11 protein-coding genes are annotated in these 16614 nt (G+C 60.3%); 7 read left to right on the top strand and 4 right to left on the bottom strand.

Features of this window, described 5'->3' with window-relative positions:
- The first annotated feature begins 208 nt into the window (after window positions 1–208).
- The 3 genes from M5G26_RS18825 to M5G26_RS18815 all read left to right on the top strand — a co-directional run bounded on the left by M5G26_RS18825 (window position 209) and on the right by M5G26_RS18815 (window position 6923).
- Window positions 209–3661 (top strand): GMC oxidoreductase, encoded by a 3453-nt coding sequence (locus tag M5G26_RS18825; RefSeq protein ID WP_273916205.1) that lies wholly within the window; start codon window positions 209–211, stop codon window positions 3659–3661.
- 124 nt (window positions 3662–3785) lie between these two features.
- Entirely contained in the window at window positions 3786–5654 is a 1869-nt protein-coding gene (locus tag M5G26_RS18820; protein WP_273916204.1) for a hypothetical protein, read from the top strand.
- A 24-nt stretch (window positions 5655–5678) separates the two neighbouring features.
- The gene (locus tag M5G26_RS18815; protein ID WP_273916203.1) at window positions 5679–6923 is read left to right on the top strand and encodes a metallophosphoesterase family protein; all 1245 of its coding nucleotides are present in this window, start codon (window positions 5679–5681) and stop codon (window positions 6921–6923) included.
- Window positions 6924–7061: 138 nt separating this feature from the next.
- Here M5G26_RS18815 and gbcA read toward each other — a convergent pair whose 3' ends face one another.
- Complete coding sequence (gbcA, locus tag M5G26_RS18810; RefSeq protein WP_095112747.1) at window positions 7062–8357, bottom strand: glycine-betaine demethylase subunit GbcA; 1296 nt, start codon at window positions 8355–8357, stop codon at window positions 7062–7064.
- Between the two features lie 297 nt (window positions 8358–8654).
- On the opposite strand from gbcA, the gene gbcB reads away from it, so the two are divergent.
- On the top strand, window positions 8655–9755 hold the full coding sequence (gene gbcB, locus M5G26_RS18805) for a glycine-betaine demethylase subunit GbcB (RefSeq protein ID WP_007911227.1): 1101 nt from the start codon (window positions 8655–8657) through the stop codon (window positions 9753–9755).
- 209 nt (window positions 9756–9964) lie between these two features.
- Here the strand turns inward: gbcB and M5G26_RS18800 are convergent, their stop codons facing one another.
- The 3 genes from M5G26_RS18800 to M5G26_RS18790 form a co-directional block, all read right to left on the bottom strand.
- A complete protein-coding gene (locus tag M5G26_RS18800; RefSeq protein ID WP_273916202.1) occupies window positions 9965–10789 on the bottom strand; it encodes an SDR family oxidoreductase in 825 nt (274 codons plus the stop codon).
- Between the two features lie 294 nt (window positions 10790–11083).
- On the bottom strand, window positions 11084–11617 hold the full coding sequence (locus M5G26_RS18795) for an REP-associated tyrosine transposase (RefSeq protein ID WP_273916201.1): 534 nt from the start codon (window positions 11615–11617) through the stop codon (window positions 11084–11086).
- Between the two features lie 309 nt (window positions 11618–11926).
- Complete coding sequence (locus tag M5G26_RS18790) at window positions 11927–12967, bottom strand: threonine aldolase family protein (protein ID WP_038363178.1); 1041 nt, start codon at window positions 12965–12967, stop codon at window positions 11927–11929.
- 126 nt (window positions 12968–13093) lie between these two features.
- On the opposite strand from M5G26_RS18790, the gene M5G26_RS18785 reads away from it, so the two are divergent.
- From M5G26_RS18785 to M5G26_RS18775, 3 genes are all read left to right on the top strand, one after another.
- Window positions 13094–13804, top strand: a complete 711-nt coding sequence (locus M5G26_RS18785) for a TraX family protein (RefSeq protein WP_273916200.1) — start codon at window positions 13094–13096, stop codon at window positions 13802–13804.
- A 285-nt stretch (window positions 13805–14089) separates the two neighbouring features.
- A complete protein-coding gene (locus M5G26_RS18780; protein ID WP_007913117.1) occupies window positions 14090–15343 on the top strand; it encodes a serine hydroxymethyltransferase in 1254 nt (417 codons plus the stop codon).
- Between the two features lie 20 nt (window positions 15344–15363).
- Entirely contained in the window at window positions 15364–16614 is a 1251-nt protein-coding gene (locus M5G26_RS18775; protein WP_003206307.1) for a sarcosine oxidase subunit beta, read from the top strand.

The following is a 16614-nucleotide window of genomic DNA, read 5'->3' as shown; positions in this document are numbered from 1 at the left end:
ATGGATAGCCAGCCGCACCGCCCCCCGCCCTCGCCACCCAAGCGCACGTTCCGGCGCGCCGCCAATCAGCACGCTCGCCTGTAGCGCGCCACACCCGCCAGACCGCTGTGCTGTCGCCGGACTTGATCCGGTGGCCAGGTGCCCGTCCGCCCATTGATTGCAGGCAACCGCAGAGTTGCCCCATCTGCCTGATTAGAGGAATCACCTCATGACACGGATCGCAACGCCCATCAGCGAGATCAAGGAACACTACGATGTGATCGTTATCGGCTCAGGCTACGGCGGCGGCATTGCTGCCTCGCGCCTGTCCCGTGCCGGCAAACGTGTGTGCCTGCTCGAACGCGGTCGGGAAATCCAGCCCGGCGAATACCCCAACACCATGATCGCCGCGACTGAAGAACTGCAGGTGCATGACCCGGATGGCCATATCGGCTCGCGCACCGGGCTGTTCGATTTACATGTGAATGCCCAGCAGAACGTCGTGGTCGGTTGCGGCCTCGGTGGTACTTCGCTGATCAATGCCAACGTTGCCCTCGAACCTGAGCCCGGTGTGTTCGACGATCCGCGCTGGCCGCAAGCCGTGCGTGAACACCGCGACACGCTGCTCAAGGACGGTTATGCCCGCGCCCGGGAAATGCTCAAACCCAATCCTTACCCGAACGCTGCTCCGAACCTGCCCAAACTCGATGCCAACAAGAAATCGGCGGATTACCTCAAGCAAGGCGCGCATTTCTACAAGCCGCCGATCAACGTGACCTTCGACAAACTGCCGAACAACCTCAACCACGTCGGTGTCGAGCAACTGCCGTGCAACCAGTGCGGCGACTGCGTGTCGGGCTGTAACAACAAGGCCAAGAACACCACGCTGATGAACTACCTGCCGGATGCCTGGAACCACGGCGCGGAGATTTTCTGTCAGGCCGAAGTGCGGCACCTGGAGCGCGATGGTGATGGCTGGATCGTGCACTTTCAGTATCTGGACAGCGGCCGCGAGAAGTTCTCTGCGCCAACGTTGTTCGTGAAGGCTGACATTGTCGTGGTCTCCGCCGGCACGCTCGGCTCGACCGAAATCCTTCTGCGCTCACGCGATAAAGGCGTGGTGATGTCCGGCCAGCTCGGCGAGAACATGAGCGGCAACGGCGACATCCTCGGCTTCGGCCACAACTGCGAGCAGACCATCAACGGCATCGGTTTCGGCGCGCACCCGGCCAAGGAACTGCACCCGGTCGGCCCGTGCATCACCTCGGTCATCGACATGCGCACCGAAGGCGACTGGCGCAGCCGCATGGTCATCGAGGAAGGCTCGATCCCCGGTGCCCTCGGTCGGCCGATGGTGCCGGCGATGGCCGGGTTTGCCGAGATGATCGGCGTGGCCACCGATGACAGCTTCAGCGGCAAGGTGAAATACAAGGAGCGTGAAGCGGAAAGCTTTCTGCGCGGCCCGTATTACGGCGCACTGCACAACATGCAGACTTACCTGATCATGAGCCATGACAGCGGCCAGGGGCGGATGATCCTCGACAGCAAGGATCAACTGCGCATCGATTGGCCAGGCGTTGGCGAGCAGGAGAACTTCAAGCTCGGCAACGAACGTTTGCAGCAGAGCACCAAGGCCTTGGGCGGCGTCTGGGTGGAGAATCCGATCTGGACCAAACTGCTCAAGCACAGCATCGTCTCAGTGCACCCGTTGGGCGGTTGCGTGATGGGCGAAGACGCGGCGCAAGGCGTGGTCAATCACAAGGGCCAGGTGTTCAGCGGTGCCAGCGGCACGGATGTTTACGCTAATTTGTACGTGACTGACGGCGCGGTAATTCCGACGTCGCTGGCGGTCAACCCGCTGTTGACCATCTCCGCGGTGAGTGAGCGCAACATGGGCCTGCTCGCCGCCGACCGAGGCTGGCAGATCGACTACACGCTGCCTTCTGCGCCGCGCAAACAGGTGGCGCCGCCAACCCTCGGCGTGCAGTTCACCGAAACCATGAAGGGCTATTTCTCCAGGGCCTTCACTGCGGCGCAAAGCACTGATCTGAAAGTCTACGAAGCGGCGGCTAAACGCGGCGAGGCGGACAATTCGCCGATTGATTTCACCCTGACCATCACCGCCAACGACCTCAACCGGATGATCAAGGAACCTGAGCATGCGGCCACGATTGTCGGCACGGTGATCGCTCCGGCGCTTTCAGCGCAGCCGCTGACCGCCAGCAACGGCGTGTTCAATCTGTTCGAGCAATTCGAGCAACAGGTTGATACCCGTCACATGAAATACGACATGAAACTGACCGCCGAGGACGGCAACGACTATTTCTTCAGCGCCTTCAAAACTGTGCCGGAAGACAACGGCGTGCTGAACATCTGGCACGACACCAGCACGCTCTACGTGACGCTGTATCGCGGGCCGGACAAGACCGGTGAGGTGATCGGCTCCGGGGTGATGCACATTCATCCGACCGATTTCGCCAAGCAGATGACCACCATGAAAGTGCTCAATGCGCGCAACGAACGCGAGCGCATCGAAGGGCTGGCACGGTTCGGCAAGTTCTTCGCCGGGATTCTCTGGGAAAGCTACGGCGGGGTGTTTGCCGGCGATATCTACTTCAACCCCGACGCGCCGCCACGCTTGAAACGGCCGCTGGATGCGCCGACGCCGGCGGTGCATTTCTTCCCTACCGAGGACGGCGTGGAACTGCGCCTGACCCGCTACCAGGCCGGGAGCAAAGGCCCGGTGATGCTGGTGCATGGTTTGGGCGTGGGCTCGAATATCTTTTCCACCGACACCATCCAGACCAACCTGCTCGAATTCCTGTGCAAACACGACTACGACGTGTGGTTGCTGGATTTTCGCGTGAGCATTCTGTTGCCGGCGAGCAAGAAGGAATGGAACGGCGACCAGATTGCCCAGTACGACTTCAAGGCTGCCATCGCGCAGATTCAGCAGGAAACCCAGGCCAAGGATGTGCAATGCGTGGTGCATTGCTACGGTGCGACGACCTTCTTCATGTCGTTGCTCGCCGGTTTGCAGGGCGTGCGTTCGGTGGTCTGCTCGCAGATTGCTGCGGACACCGTGGTCGCCACGGCGACGGGGTTGAAAGCCGGATTGCACTTGCCGGGCATGCTCGACGCCATTGGCGTCAAGTCGATGACCGCTTACGCCGACAGCAAGGAAAACTGGTTCAACAAACTCTACGACAAGGCCCTCAACGGCTACGCGCGGATCGAGGCGCAGGGCTATTGCACCAATCCGGTGTGCCACCGCATCACCTTCATGTACGCGTCGCTGTATCGCCACGACACCCTCAACGAAACCCTGCACGACAACCTGCATGAGTTGTTCGGTGAGTCGAACATCGAGACCTTCGAGCACCTGGCGCTGATCGTGCGCAAAGGGCACCTGGTGGATTTCAAAGGCAACGATGTGTACATGCCGCACTTTGATCGACTGACCATGCCGATCTGTTTTATCAGCGGTGCCGACAACCAGTGCTACCTGCCGGAAAGCACCCTCAAGACCTATCAGCGTTTGTGCGACATGCACGGGCCCGAACGCTACAGCCGGCAAGTGGTGCCGGGCTACGGTCACATCGACTGCATGTTCGGCAAGAACGCGGTGGTCGATGTCTATCCGATCATCCTTGAACACCTTGAGAAAACCGCCCTCGGGTAGTCACTGATCGTTCCCACGCTCCGCGTGGGAATGCCGCCATGGACGCTCTGCGTCCGCTTGTGTGACGCAGAGCGTCACGGGATGCATTCCCACGCAGAGCGTGGGAACGATCAGGGGAACTGACATGGACAGCTACATCCGCTGGTTTCAACGCTTCATCTGGATAGGCATTGCGATGAACATGGTGTTCGCCATCCCCGCGCTGTTCGCGCCGGGCTTGCTGACATCGGTGGTCGGGCTGCCGCCGCAACTCTCTGACCCGTGGCTGGAAAACGCCGGCATGCTGCTGGTCGGCATCAGCGTGTTTTACATGCCGTCGGGTTTCAACGCACCGCGCTACGTGGTGCATTCCTGGCTGTGTGTGCTGACGCGGTTGATCGCGGTGATCTTCTGGATCTACCTGATCAACACCAGCAGCCAGGGCTCGGTGTTCGTACCGATGCTGATGGGCGATCTGAGCTTCTTTCTGATCCTCGGCATTTTGCTCTACCTCGGCACCTCGCCGGAGAACCGGCCATGGGCGCTGCTCTGCGATGGCTGGCGCGAATGGCGCGCGGCATGGCAGCGGCAATGGCAGAGTCACGCCTTCAAGGTCGGCACGCTGGTGGTGGTCGCGGTGCTCGGCTTCATCGGTTACGAAACCTGGTATCAGATGCTGCGGGTGGTGCCGGAGCAGGAATACGCCTCTGACGAAGACCACTACAAGTACGCCGCCATTGGCCTCGGCATTGAGGCGCGCATCCCGTATTACCTGTTCGCCGTGCTGCCGCAGATGTGCCCGGAGAAAATGCCCAAACGCGGTGGCTGGGAAGTCTTTGGCTTCCTCTTCGAAAACGGCAAGGACCTGCCGATCGGCATGGCCAAACGGCAGATCGGCTACCCGACCGTTGAGCCGAACTGCGCGCTGTGCCACACCGGCTCCTACCGCGCGAATGCCAGCGACGTCGCCGTCAATGTGCCGAGCGCGCCGGCCAACACCCTGCAACTGCAAGCCTTCCAGTGGTTCGCCTACGATTGCGCCAGCGATCCGAAATTCACCACCGACGCGGTGATGGCGGCGATCAACAGCAAGTTCCAGTTGGGCTTCTTCGAGAAGCTCTACAACCGCTACCTGATCATGCCGATGGCCAAAAGCGCACTGCTCAAGCAGAAGCAAGCCTACGCCTGGCAGAAGCTGCGTCCGCAACAAGGCCCGGGCCGCACCGACACCTTCAACCCGACGAAAATGGTCGTGTTCGGCTTCCCGGATGACTCGACCATCGGCACCGTCGATCTGCCGCAAGTGTGGAACCAGAAACCGCGCGAATCGATGTACCTGCACTGGGACGGCAATAACAACAAGATCCACGAACGCAACTACGCCGCCGCGATGGCCGTGGGTGCGACGCCGGAATCGGTACTGCCGCCGAGCTTCAACCGCGTGACCAACTGGCTGCTCGGGCACAAGGCGCCGGCGTGGCCGTGGACGCTGGATCAGGCCAAGGTCGCCCAAGGCAAACCGATCTGGGACGCCAACTGCGCGGCTTGTCATGACTTCGGACGCGCCGATACCGGGCAGGTCACGACCAACATCGATCAGCTCGGCACTGATCCGCACCGGCTCGACTCGTTCACCACGGGGCTGGTCACCGCGTTCCACACCTTCAAAAAACCGCCGTTCGACTTCGGCGCGTATCGCAAGACCCAGAGCTACAGCAACACGCCCACCGACGGCGTCTGGCTACGCGCGCCGTACCTGCACAACGGCTCGGTGCCGACGCTGTGGGACTTGCTGCAACCGCCGGAAAAACGTCCGCAGGTGTTCATCACCGGCTCGGATATTTACGACCCGGTCAACGTCGGTTTCGTCACCAGCGGCGCACAGGCCAAAGCCTCGGCGGACTTCAAATACGACACGCGGCTGGAGGGCAACCACAACAGCGGTCACCTGTACGGCACGACGCTGTCGGACGACGACAAGCGTGCATTGATCGAATTCATGAAAACCCTGTGAACCTTACGGAAAGAGGATTACGCCATGTCACTGGTCAGTCATTGGGAACACGAGTACGACAAGGTCAAAGTGCGCATTCACGGCTTGTTCACGCGCATGGAAATGGCCTGGATGAAACTCATCAGCGAACTGGAGCCGCAGGAGTTTCAGGCGATCATCAAGCTGTTGCAGCGCGGGCATGATCAAGCGCAATACGTGCTGAAAAATGGCGACTTGCCGGACGATGAGCCGGGCGTGCCGTGGGAGTTGTCGCACGGCTTGTCGATCCTGCGCATCGGCAATGCCACGCCGCTGCCGCAATCGCCCGATCAACTGGCGACCCGCGTGCTGAAGGACGGCACCCTGCTCGGCTGTCGCAAGTGGGAACTGCTTGATCTGTTGTGGAGTGAGGCATTGCTCAAGTGGATCGAGAACCTGCGGCATCATGCGACGTTCGGTACCGATCCTGCGGTGGTGCAAATGGATCGCGAGGTGACCCTGGCGATCGCCGGCGACTGGGGCACCGGGCCGTTCGACAGCCATGCGCCGGCGGTGTCGGTGGCCAATCAGATGCAACTGGCTCAGGCGGATTTCACCATTCACCTCGGCGATGTGTATTACGCCGGCAGTCATTCTCAGGAAGACGTCGACATGGCCGGTTGGCCGATGGGTACGCACGGCTCGTTCACCCTCAATTCCAACCACGAGATGTACAGCGGCGCTCACGGTTATTTCAAGGAACTGGCCAAGCGTTTTCCGGGGCAGCAGGGCACCAGTTACTTCGCCTTGATCAACGATGACTGGCTGGTGGTCGGGCTGGATTCTGCCTACGCGTCGGACGCGATGAACCTGTACATGGACGGCACCTTGAACGAGCCGCAGATCCAGTGGATGAAAGGCCTGCCGAAACGCAAGAAACTCATGGTGCTCAGCCATCATCAGGGCTTCGATATTTCCGGGCACAACAAGACCGCGTTATATCAACCGGTGTGCGATGCGCTGGGACGCGAGCCCGATTACTGGTATTGGGGGCATCTGCATAACGGCATCGTTTATGCGCAGCAGGGCGGTCTGCATGCGCGCTGTGCCGGGCACGGGGCGATTCCCTATGGCAATGCCAGCGAGCTGAACGGGCATTCGCGGGTGTTGTGGTCAGAGACGCAGGATGCCAACGACCCGGCGTATCCGCTGCGGGTGTTGAACGGGTACGCGAAGATCCGCTTGGTGGGGGAGGAGATATTTGAGGAGTTTATTGGTGAGGATGGATCGGTGAGGTGGTCATCGAAGTGATGCGGTGACTGTTGACTGATCGTTCCCACGCTCTGCGTGGGAACGCCTCAACGGACGCTCCGCGTTCGGCCTTTTGGGACGCAGAGCGTCCCGGGCTGCATTCCCACGCAGAGCGTGGGAACGATCAAGCAGAAGACATCAGCCCTGGACCGGGACACCTTTTAGGTACGGCGCAGGCTCGGCGCCGAGGTTGCTCAACAGGCGCTCGCTGTACCAGTCGACGAAGTTAACCACGCCAAACTCATAGGTCTTGGAGTAAGGCCCGGGCTGGTAGGCGGTGGAGTTGATCCCGCGCTGGTTCTCTTCCGCCAGTCGGCGATCCTGATCGTTGGTCGCATCCCAGACCTGACGCATGCGCTCGACGTCGTAATCCACGCCTTCAACCGCGTCCTTGTGCACGATCCACTTGGTGGTGACCATGGTTTCCTGCGCGCTGATCGGCCACACGGTGAAGACGATGATGTGATCGCCCATGCAGTGGTTCCACGAGTGCGGCAGGTGCAGGATGCGCATCGAACCCAGATCCGGGTTCTTGATCCGGCCCATCAGTTTCGCGCAGCCCTGTTTGCCGTCGAGGGTCATCGACACGGTACCTTTGAGCAGCGGCATGCGCACGATGCGGTTACGCAGGCCGAAACTGGCGTGGGCGTAAGGGATCTTCTCGGCTTCCCAGGCAGCGGCGGAGGCGGCGACGTGATCCTTGAACGCCTGATCGGCGCGCGGGTCGGTGACGTCGTCCCATTCCAGCAAGGTTTTCAGCAGTTCCGGGTGCGACGCGTTGCAGTGGTAGCACTCGCGATTGTTTTCCAGCACCAGTTTCCAGTTGGCCTTTTCCATCAAGGTGGTGGTAATCGCCACCTTGGTGTTCTCCATGTCGTACGGTTCCATGTAGTGGTTCAGCGTCGACAGGAAGTCATCGATGGCCGGCGGGTTCTCGGCCAGGCTGATGAAGATGTAGCCGCCGGCAGTCTTCACGTTCACCGGTTTCAGGCCGTACTGCTTCATGTCGAAGTCGGCGCCCATTTCGGTACCGGCGAACAGCAGGCGCCCGTCCAGCTCATAGGTCCACTGATGGTAGTGGCAGACCAGTTTGGCGACCTTGCCTTTTTCACTGGTGCACAGACGCGAGCCACGGTGGCGGCAGACGTTGTGGAACGCATGCACGACGCCTTCGGCGCCACGAATGACGATGATCGGGTTCTTGCCGACCTGCAGGGTCAGGTAGTTGCCCTTGGCCGGGATCTCGCAGGTCATGCCGGCGATCAACCACTCTTTCTGGAAGATCTCCTGCATGTCGATATCGAACAGCCGCTCATCGCTGTAGAACGGTTGTGGCAGCGAAAACGTCCGCTCGCGCTCCTGGAGCATTTGTGCGGTGGCCTTGCGTGCGGGTTCCAGCGGATCGCCCAGGCTGATTTTTGCGGTGACGTCCATCGATGTGATCCTCATGGCCATCTGCGTGGCCGGCGAAAAGTGGCTGATCAGGTGTGCTGCTAACGGTTGCTACGCAAGGTGTAAAGAAGCTGTCTTGGTGTTGGGGCGAGTGTGGGGCCGGCGCGGGGCGGAACCTTATCCATGGGCGACATGGTGCAATCTGTTCCCGACGCGCAACCCCCGGTGGTTGGGGGCTGGTCGCGATAAGTATGCCGATGTCGCGGATAGGTAAACGGGCGGTTCGCGCTATACGCAGAATCGCCGACATGAGGCCGACAGTCGGCCGTGGAGAACAGCATGTCCAACAGCTTCCTGAATCCGGTCACCACCCAGACCTGGGCCAATGGCCGACACATCGTCCGTTGCGTCAAAGTCATCCAGGAAACCTGGGACGTGCGCACCTTCTGCTTCATGGCTGATCAGCCGATCCTGTTCTTCTTCAAACCCGGGCAATTCGTGACCCTGGAGCTGGAAATCGAAGGCCAGCCGATCATGCGCTCGTACACGATCTCCAGTTCGCCGTCGGTGCCGTACAGCTTTTCGGTGACGATCAAGCGGGTGCCGGGCGGTAAGGTCTCGAACTGGCTGCACGACACCCTGCATGAAGGCCAGGAGCTGGCGGTGCACGGGCCGGTCGGGTTGTTCAACGCGATCGACTTTCCGAGCCCGAAAGTGCTGTATCTGAGCGGCGGCGTCGGCATCACGCCGTGCATGTCGATGGCGCGCTGGTTCTACGACACCAACGCCAACGTCGACATGACCTTTATCCACAGCGCGCGCTCGCCGAAAGACATCATTTACCACCGCGAGCTGGAGCACATGGCGTCGCGGATCGACAACTTCAGCCTGCACCTGATTTGCGAGAAGCATGGCTTGGGTGAACCGTGGGCCGGGTATCGCGGCTACCTCAATCACAAAATGCTCGAGTTGATGGTGCCGGACTTCCTCGAGCGCGAAGTGTTCTGCTGCGGCCCGACGCCATACATGAACGCGGTCAAACGCCTGCTGGAAGTGGCCGGTTATGATATGTCGCGTTATCACGAGGAATCGTTTGGTGCGACGCCACCGGAAGCACGTGCCGATGCGGTGGAGCAGGCCGAGCAAGCAGCCGATGCACCGGAAATCGATGCAGCGGATCTGCATCAGGTCGAGTTCACTTCGTCGGGCAAGAGCATTCGTGTGGCACCGGGTGAAACCGTGCATGCGGCGGCGGCCAAGCTGGGGCTGATGATTCCGAAAGCGTGCGGGATGGGGATTTGCGGGACGTGCAAGGTGCTCAAGCTGGGTGGTGAAGTGGAGATGGAGCACAACGGCGGGATTACCGAGGATGACGAGGCTGAAGGGTTTATCTTGTCGTGCTGCAGCGTGCCGAAGGGGGATGTGCGAATCGATTTTTGAGTGGTTCGAATTTTTGCGCACGGCTTGCCCCTCACCCCAGCCCTCTCCCAGAGGGAGAGGGGGCCGACGGAGGTGTCTGGCGTTCTACATCGACCTGAAAGACCTTATCGACTATAGATTCGGTAAAGCAGTTTCAGGTCGGCGTAACTCTCGAATATCCCCCAATCAGTCCCCTCTCCCTCTGGGAGAGGGCTAGGGTGAGGGGCTTTTCAGTCGATAAACAAATCCGGCATGAGTGCCGCGTCGCTTTCTCGATCAAAGCGATATTGACCGAACTCCGTCACACCGCTCTCACGCAAAATTTCCTCATCAATCAACAACCGCCCGGTAATCTGCCGTCCACCGCTATCCAAAATCACATGCGCCGCATCCGCCATGATCGAAGGCAGGCGCGCCTGCTTGAACGACTCGCGATTACCCAGCTGAAACTCAATCGCCGCCGTGGCAATCATCGTTTGCGGCCACAGTGAGTTGACGCTGATCCCGTAACTGGCAAATTCCTCACTCATCCCCAGCGTCAGCATGCTCATGCCGTACTTGGTCACCGTGTACGGGCTGAATTGCGCAAACCACTTGCTCGCCAGATTCAGCGGCGGCGACAGGTTGAGAATGTGCCCGCCGGACTTTTTCAGATAGGGCAGGGCCGCCTGGCTGCACAGCAGCACCGCGCGGGTGTTGATCTGGTGCATCAGGTCGAAACGCTTGAGTTCGATGTGTTGCACACCGGTGAGCTTGATCGCCCCGGCGTTGTTCACCAGCGCATCGATGCCGCCGAAGTGTTCATTGGCCTGCGCGAGCGCTTTGCGCACAGCTTCTTCATCACGCACATCCACTTGCAGGGCCAGAGCCTTGCCGCCCGCCGCCTCCACTTCGGCGGCGACGCTGTGGATGGTGCCGGGCAGTTTGGCGTGGGGTTCGGCGCTTTTCGCCGCAATAACGATATTGGCCCCGTCCCTCGCTGCACGCAGCGCGATCTCACGGCCAATGCCACGGCTGGCGCCGGTGATGAACAGGGTTTTGCCTTGTAACGACATGCCGATGCTCCTGCTTATTGTTATATGAGCGGAGGGCTCGACAGACAATGTAGACCAAGTCTTTCAGGGCAGAAGGAAGGCGTTTGATCGTTCCCACGCTCCGCGTAGGAATGCAGCCGTCGACGCTCCGCGTCATAGCGGTGTTAAACATGTCGACAGTGGTGAGGCTGGAACGCGGAGCGTTCGGAGAGGCATTCCCACGCGGAGCGTGGGAATGATCAGTGGGGTGGAGTCGGATCTGATCGTTCCTACGCTCTGCGTGGGAATGCAGCCCGGGACGCTCCGCGTCCCATTTCAATACCAGCACTGAACCTCAATCAGCCCCGGCATTCCCGTGTAGTTTCTGGCACTCGAATAACGCCAATGCTCTGGCAAATCCACATACCCGCGTTTCACCGGGTTGTTGTGGATGTATTCAAGCTTCTGGCGCATGACCGATTCGCTATAAACCATCTCTGCGTGGGAGCCTTCCTGCCACAACTGGTAAACCCGGTCTTGCTTGTGCGCACGTTTGCTAAAGCGCAGACGTTGCAGGGCTTTGTCTGCACCTTTGCTTTGCAGATCATCGATGATTTGTCGCGCGGTGAAAGATTTGAACTGGCTGAGGCATTTACTCAGGTCGGGCGCCTGAGCGACGAAGTGAAGATGGTTTTCCAGAATCACGTAGCCGTACAGCTTCAAGTCACGGTGGGTCTGTTGATAACGCCAGCAGTTGAGCAGGTGGTCGACGATGTAGGGACGGATGAACAGCGGCAACCACTCCATGACCGTGCAGGTCAGAAAATGTGGCTTGTCGGTTTCGGTAAGGGTGTAGCGGCTGCGGCCCATGGGATTCTTCCTTGAATCTTGCGGTGCATTGGAGATGGAACGCGGAGCGTCCCGGGATGCGTTACCACGCGGAGCGTGGGAACGATCAGGATGAGGCGGGTGGCATGTTCTCGCTAGAAGAGAAGTCTGGTGTTGCGGTGGGAAAAATCATTCCCGATCGAAGATCGTTCCCACGCTCTGCGTGGGAATGCAGCCGTCGACGCTCTGCGTCATAGCGATGTTAAGCATGTCGACAGTGGTGAGGCGGGAACGCGGAGCGTCCCGGGAGGCATTCCCACGCGGAGCGTGGGAACGATCAGTGCAGGGGGATCAGGCGGACATGACTTCGCGGATGTCGCGCGCCAGTTCGCGGACGCGTTCTTCTTCGGTGTCCCACGAGCACATGAAGCGCGCGCCGCCCTTGCCGATGAAGGTGTAGAAGCGCCAGTTCTTTGCGGTCAGCGCGGCGATGGCCGGTTCCGAGAGTTGCAGGAACACGCCGTTGGCCTGCACCGGGAACATCAGTTCGACGCCCGGAATGTCGCTGACCAGTTCCGCGAGCAATTGCGCGCAGTGGTTGGCGTGGCGGGCGTATTTGAGCCAGGCGTCGTTTTCGAGGATGCCGACCCACGGTGCCGAGAGGAAGCGCATTTTCGACGCCAACTGACCGGCCTGCTTGCAGCGGTAGTCGAAGTCTTCCGCCAGTTTGTGGTTGAAGAACAGGATCGCTTCACCCACGGCCATGCCGTTTTTCGTGCCGCCGAAGCACAGCACATCGACACCGGCCTTCCAAGTCAGATCCGCTGGCGAGCAGCCAAGGAATGCGCAGGCGTTGGAGAAGCGTGCGCCGTCCATGTGCAGGTGCAGGCCCAGCTCTTTGCAAGTCGCGCTGATGGCGCGAACTTCTTCCGGGGTGTAGACGCTGCCGACTTCAGTGGCTTGGGTCAGCGTGACCACACGCGGTTTCGGATAGTGAATATCCTGACGCTTGAGCGCGACTTCGCGGATCGACTGCGGGGTGATCTTGCCGTTTTCAGTGCCTGCGATCAGCAGTTTCGAGCCGTTGGAGAAAAATTCCGGGGCGCCGCATTCGTCGGTTTCGACGTGGGCGGTTTCCGAGCAGATCACGCTGTGGTAACTCTGGCACAGCGACGACAGGGCCAGCGAGTTGGCGGCGGTGCCGTTGAAGGCGAAGAACACTTCGCAGTCGGTTTCGAACAGTTGGCGGAAATGGTCGGACGCGCGTGCGGTCCATTCATCGTCGCCGTACGCGCGCTGGTGGCCGTGGTTGGCCTGTTCCATCGCAGCCCAGGCTTCAGGGCAGATTCCGGAATAGTTGTCGCTGGCGAATTGTTGGCTCTTGTCGGTCATGGCCGGCTTCCGTGGTCGAGACTCTTGTGAAGGCTCGTGGTCAATGAGGGTGCGCACTTTACCGAAGATCTTCCGGGGAGCACACGGGATGTCACATTCAGGAAATTACCAGTTTGTAGGACGATTATGCACCTGAGCAAACGCGACGGCGCACTGGATCTGCTCAAGTGGCTGGCGCTGCTGTGCATGTTGCTCGATCACCTGCGATATGCCGGGTTCTCCGCCGATTGGCTGTACGTGCCGGGGCGGCTGGCGTTTCCGTGGTTTTGTCTGGCGATGGCGGCGAATCTGGCGCGTGATGGTTCGCGGAGGATGGAGTGGCGGTATCTGGGCTGGTTGTTGCTGTTCAGTGCGGTGAGTGAAATTCCTTACCGGTTGTACATTCCAGAGCCCGACACGTTGAACGTGATGCCGACGCTGGCGTTGGGTTTGCTAGTGGCGCGGGGGTGGCAGGATCCCTCGATCATGTCGCGATTGCTGGGCGTTGCTGCGCTGGTGTTGGCGATAGTTTTCCCGGAGCGACTGATGTTCGGGTTCTTCGGCGTTTTGCTGCCGCTGGCGATGCTGCTGGTATTTCGCCGTCCGTGGTATTTCAGCTCGCTGCCGGGATTGATCTGTCTCGCTGCCAATCAATGGCAAGTGCTGTACGACTCGGCAAGGTTCGGTAACAGCGTCGCCATTCTCGGTATTGCGACATGCCTGTTTGCGCCAATGCTAGGAATGTTCCTGTTGCGACATGGACGACATCTCCAGCCACCGCCTATGCGCCGCTGGGCCTACGCCCTGTATCCCGCGCATTTTCTCCTCTTGCTACTTATCCGCCAGGTCGCCGCATAACCCTGTGGGAGCTGGCTTGCCAGCGATAGCGGTGGGTCAGCCACCATCAATGCCGGATGTGCCGCCGCCATCGCTGGCAAGCCAGCTCCCACAAGGTTCTCCAGTGTTTTCGAGATCGAGTCTGGCAATGGCATTTCCAGCCATGTCGTAAACGCACCTTTGCGTGGCGCGCGCAGGCATTTGAGCTGTCTGCGCCGGTCATACCATCGGCATCAAAGGGCACTGCCTTCATTGCCAGTGCCTTACCGAGACGAATGGCGCACAGATGCCGCTGGGAGAGACGCGATGTTCAGCAAGCAAGACCAGATCCAGGGTTACGACGATGCACTGCTGGCGGCGATGAATGCCGAGGAGCAACGTCAGGAAGATCACATCGAGCTGATCGCGTCGGAGAACTACACCAGCAAACGCGTGATGCAAGCGCAAGGCAGCGGCCTGACCAACAAATACGCCGAAGGCTACCCGGGCAAGCGCTACTACGGTGGCTGCGAGCATGTGGATAAAGTCGAAGCGCTGGCCATCGAACGCGCCAAGCAACTGTTCGGCGCCGATTACGCCAACGTTCAGCCGCACTCCGGTTCTTCGGCCAACAGCGCCGTGTACCTGGCGCTGATCCAGCCGGGCGACACCATCCTCGGCATGAGCCTGGCTCACGGCGGTCACCTGACCCACGGCGCCAAGGTGTCGTCCTCGGGCAAGCTCTACAACGCCGTGCAGTACGGCATCAACACCGACACCGGTTTGATCGATTACGACGAAGTCGAGCGTCTCGCCGTCGAATCCAAGCCGAAAATGATCGTCGCCGGTTTCTCCGCTTACTCGAAGACCCTCGACTTCCCGCGCTTTCGTCAGATCGCTGACAAAGTCGGTGCGCTGCTGTTCGTCGACATGGCCCACGTCGCTGGTCTGGTCGCTGCCGGTCTGTACCCGAACCCGCTGCCGTACGCCGACGTTGTCACCACCACCACGCACAAAACCCTGCGTGGCCCACGTGGCGGGCTGATCCTGGCCAAGTCCAACGAAGAGATCGAGAAGAAGCTCAACGCTGCCGTGTTCCCCGGCGCTCAGGGCGGCCCGCTGATGCACGTCATCGCCGGTAAAGCCGTGTGCTTCAAAGAAGCGCTGGAGCCGGGCTTCAAGGCTTATCAGCAACAAGTGATCGACAACGCTCAGGCGATGGCCAGCGTATTTATCAAACGTGGCTACGATGTAGTGTCCGGCGGCACCGACAATCACTTGTTCCTGGTCAGCCTGATCCGTCAGGGCCTGACCGGCAAAGACGCCGACGCCGCCCTTGGCCGTGCACACATCACCGTGAACAAGAACGCCGTGCCGAACGACCCGCAATCGCCGTTCGTGACCTCGGGCCTGCGCATCGGCACCCCGGCTGTCACCACTCGCGGCTTCAAAGTGACCCAGTGCGAAGTGTTGGCTGGCTGGATCTGCGACATCCTCGACAACCTCGGCGATGCCGATGTCGAGGCCAATGTCGCCCAGCAAGTGTCGGCCCTGTGCGCTGACTTCCCGGTTTACCGCTGAGCGTTCTGGAGTAAATGACTATGCAACGCTATTCGGGCTTCGGCCTCTTCAAACACTCCCTCAGCCACCACGAAAACTGGCAGCGCATGTGGCGCACGCCAACGCCGAAAAAGGTCTACGACGTGGTCATCGTCGGCGGCGGCGGGCACGGTCTGGCGACGGCCTACTATCTGGCCAAAGAACACGGCATCACCAACGTCGCCGTGGTCGAGAAGGGCTGGCTGGGCGGCGGTAACACCGCGCGCAACACCACCATCGTGCGCTCCAACTACCTGTGGGACGAGTCGGCGCACCTCTACGAACATGCGATGAAATTGTGGGAAGGCCTGTCGCAGGACCTCAACTACAACGTGATGTTCTCCCAGCGTGGCGTCTACAACCTGTGCCACACCCTGCAGGACATTCGTGATTCCGAGCGTCGGGTCAGCGCCAACCGCCTCAATGGCGTCGATGGCGAACTGCTCAACGCCAAGCAAGTCGCTGACGAGATTCCGTACCTCGACTGCTCGAAAAACACCCGCTATCCAGTGATGGGCGCCACCGTGCAGCGTCGCGGCGGCGTTGCCCGTCACGATGCCGTGGCCTGGGGCTTTGCCCGTGCCGCCGACGCCTTGGGCGTGGACTTGATCCAGCAGACCGAAGTGATCGGTTTCCGTAAGGAAAACGGCGTGTGCATCGGTGTCGAAACCAACAAGGGTTTCATTGGCGCCAAGCGCGTCGGCGTGGTCACTGCGGGTAACTCCGGGCACATGGCCAAACTCGCCGGTTTCCGTCTGCCGATCGAATCGCACCCGCTGCAAGCGCTGGTGTCCGAGCCGATCAAACCGATTATCGACAGCGTGATCATGTCCAACGCCGTGCACGGTTACATCAGCCAGTCCGACAAGGGCGACCTGGTGATCGGTGCCGGTATCGACGGTTACAACGGCTACGGCCAGCGCGGTTCGTACCCGGTGATCGAGCACACCATTCAAGCGATCGTCGAGATGTTCCCGGTGCTGTCGCGGGTACGCATGAACCGTCAGTGGGGCGGCATCGTCGACACCACGCCGGACGCTTGCCCGATCATTTCGAAAACCCCGGTCCCGAACATGTTCTTCAACTGCGGTTGGGGCACCGGTGGCTTCAAGGCGACTCCTGGCTCGGGCAACGTGTTTGCCGCGAGTCTGGCCAAGGGTGAAATGCACCCGTTGGCCGCACCTTTCTCCATCGACCGTTTCCACAACGGTGCGTTGATCGATGAACACGGCGCTGCTGCGGTTGCCCACTAA

The sequence above is a fragment of the Pseudomonas sp. TNT2022 ID642 genome, from assembly GCF_028656995.1.
Classification (GTDB): domain Bacteria; phylum Pseudomonadota; class Gammaproteobacteria; order Pseudomonadales; family Pseudomonadaceae; genus Aquipseudomonas.
This window is presented reverse-complemented; position numbering and strand designations above follow the sequence as displayed.

Coding starts and splice junctions, on each gene's coding strand:
- M5G26_RS18825 (WP_273916205.1), top strand. CDS start 209: ATGACACGGATCGCAACGCCCATCAGCGAGATCAAGGAACACTACGAT.
- M5G26_RS18820 (WP_273916204.1), top strand. CDS start 3,786: ATGGACAGCTACATCCGCTGGTTTCAACGCTTCATCTGGATAGGCATT.
- M5G26_RS18815 (WP_273916203.1), top strand. CDS start 5,679: ATGTCACTGGTCAGTCATTGGGAACACGAGTACGACAAGGTCAAAGTG.
- gbcA (WP_095112747.1), bottom strand. CDS start 8,357: ATGGACGTCACCGCAAAAATCAGCCTGGGCGATCCGCTGGAACCCGCA.
- gbcB (WP_007911227.1), top strand. CDS start 8,655: ATGTCCAACAGCTTCCTGAATCCGGTCACCACCCAGACCTGGGCCAAT.
- M5G26_RS18800 (WP_273916202.1), bottom strand. CDS start 10,789: ATGTCGTTACAAGGCAAAACCCTGTTCATCACCGGCGCCAGCCGTGGC.
- M5G26_RS18795 (WP_273916201.1), bottom strand. CDS start 11,617: ATGGGCCGCAGCCGCTACACCCTTACCGAAACCGACAAGCCACATTTT.
- M5G26_RS18790 (WP_038363178.1), bottom strand. CDS start 12,967: ATGACCGACAAGAGCCAACAATTCGCCAGCGACAACTATTCCGGAATC.
- M5G26_RS18785 (WP_273916200.1), top strand. CDS start 13,094: ATGCACCTGAGCAAACGCGACGGCGCACTGGATCTGCTCAAGTGGCTG.
- M5G26_RS18780 (WP_007913117.1), top strand. CDS start 14,090: ATGTTCAGCAAGCAAGACCAGATCCAGGGTTACGACGATGCACTGCTG.
- M5G26_RS18775 (WP_003206307.1), top strand. CDS start 15,364: ATGCAACGCTATTCGGGCTTCGGCCTCTTCAAACACTCCCTCAGCCAC.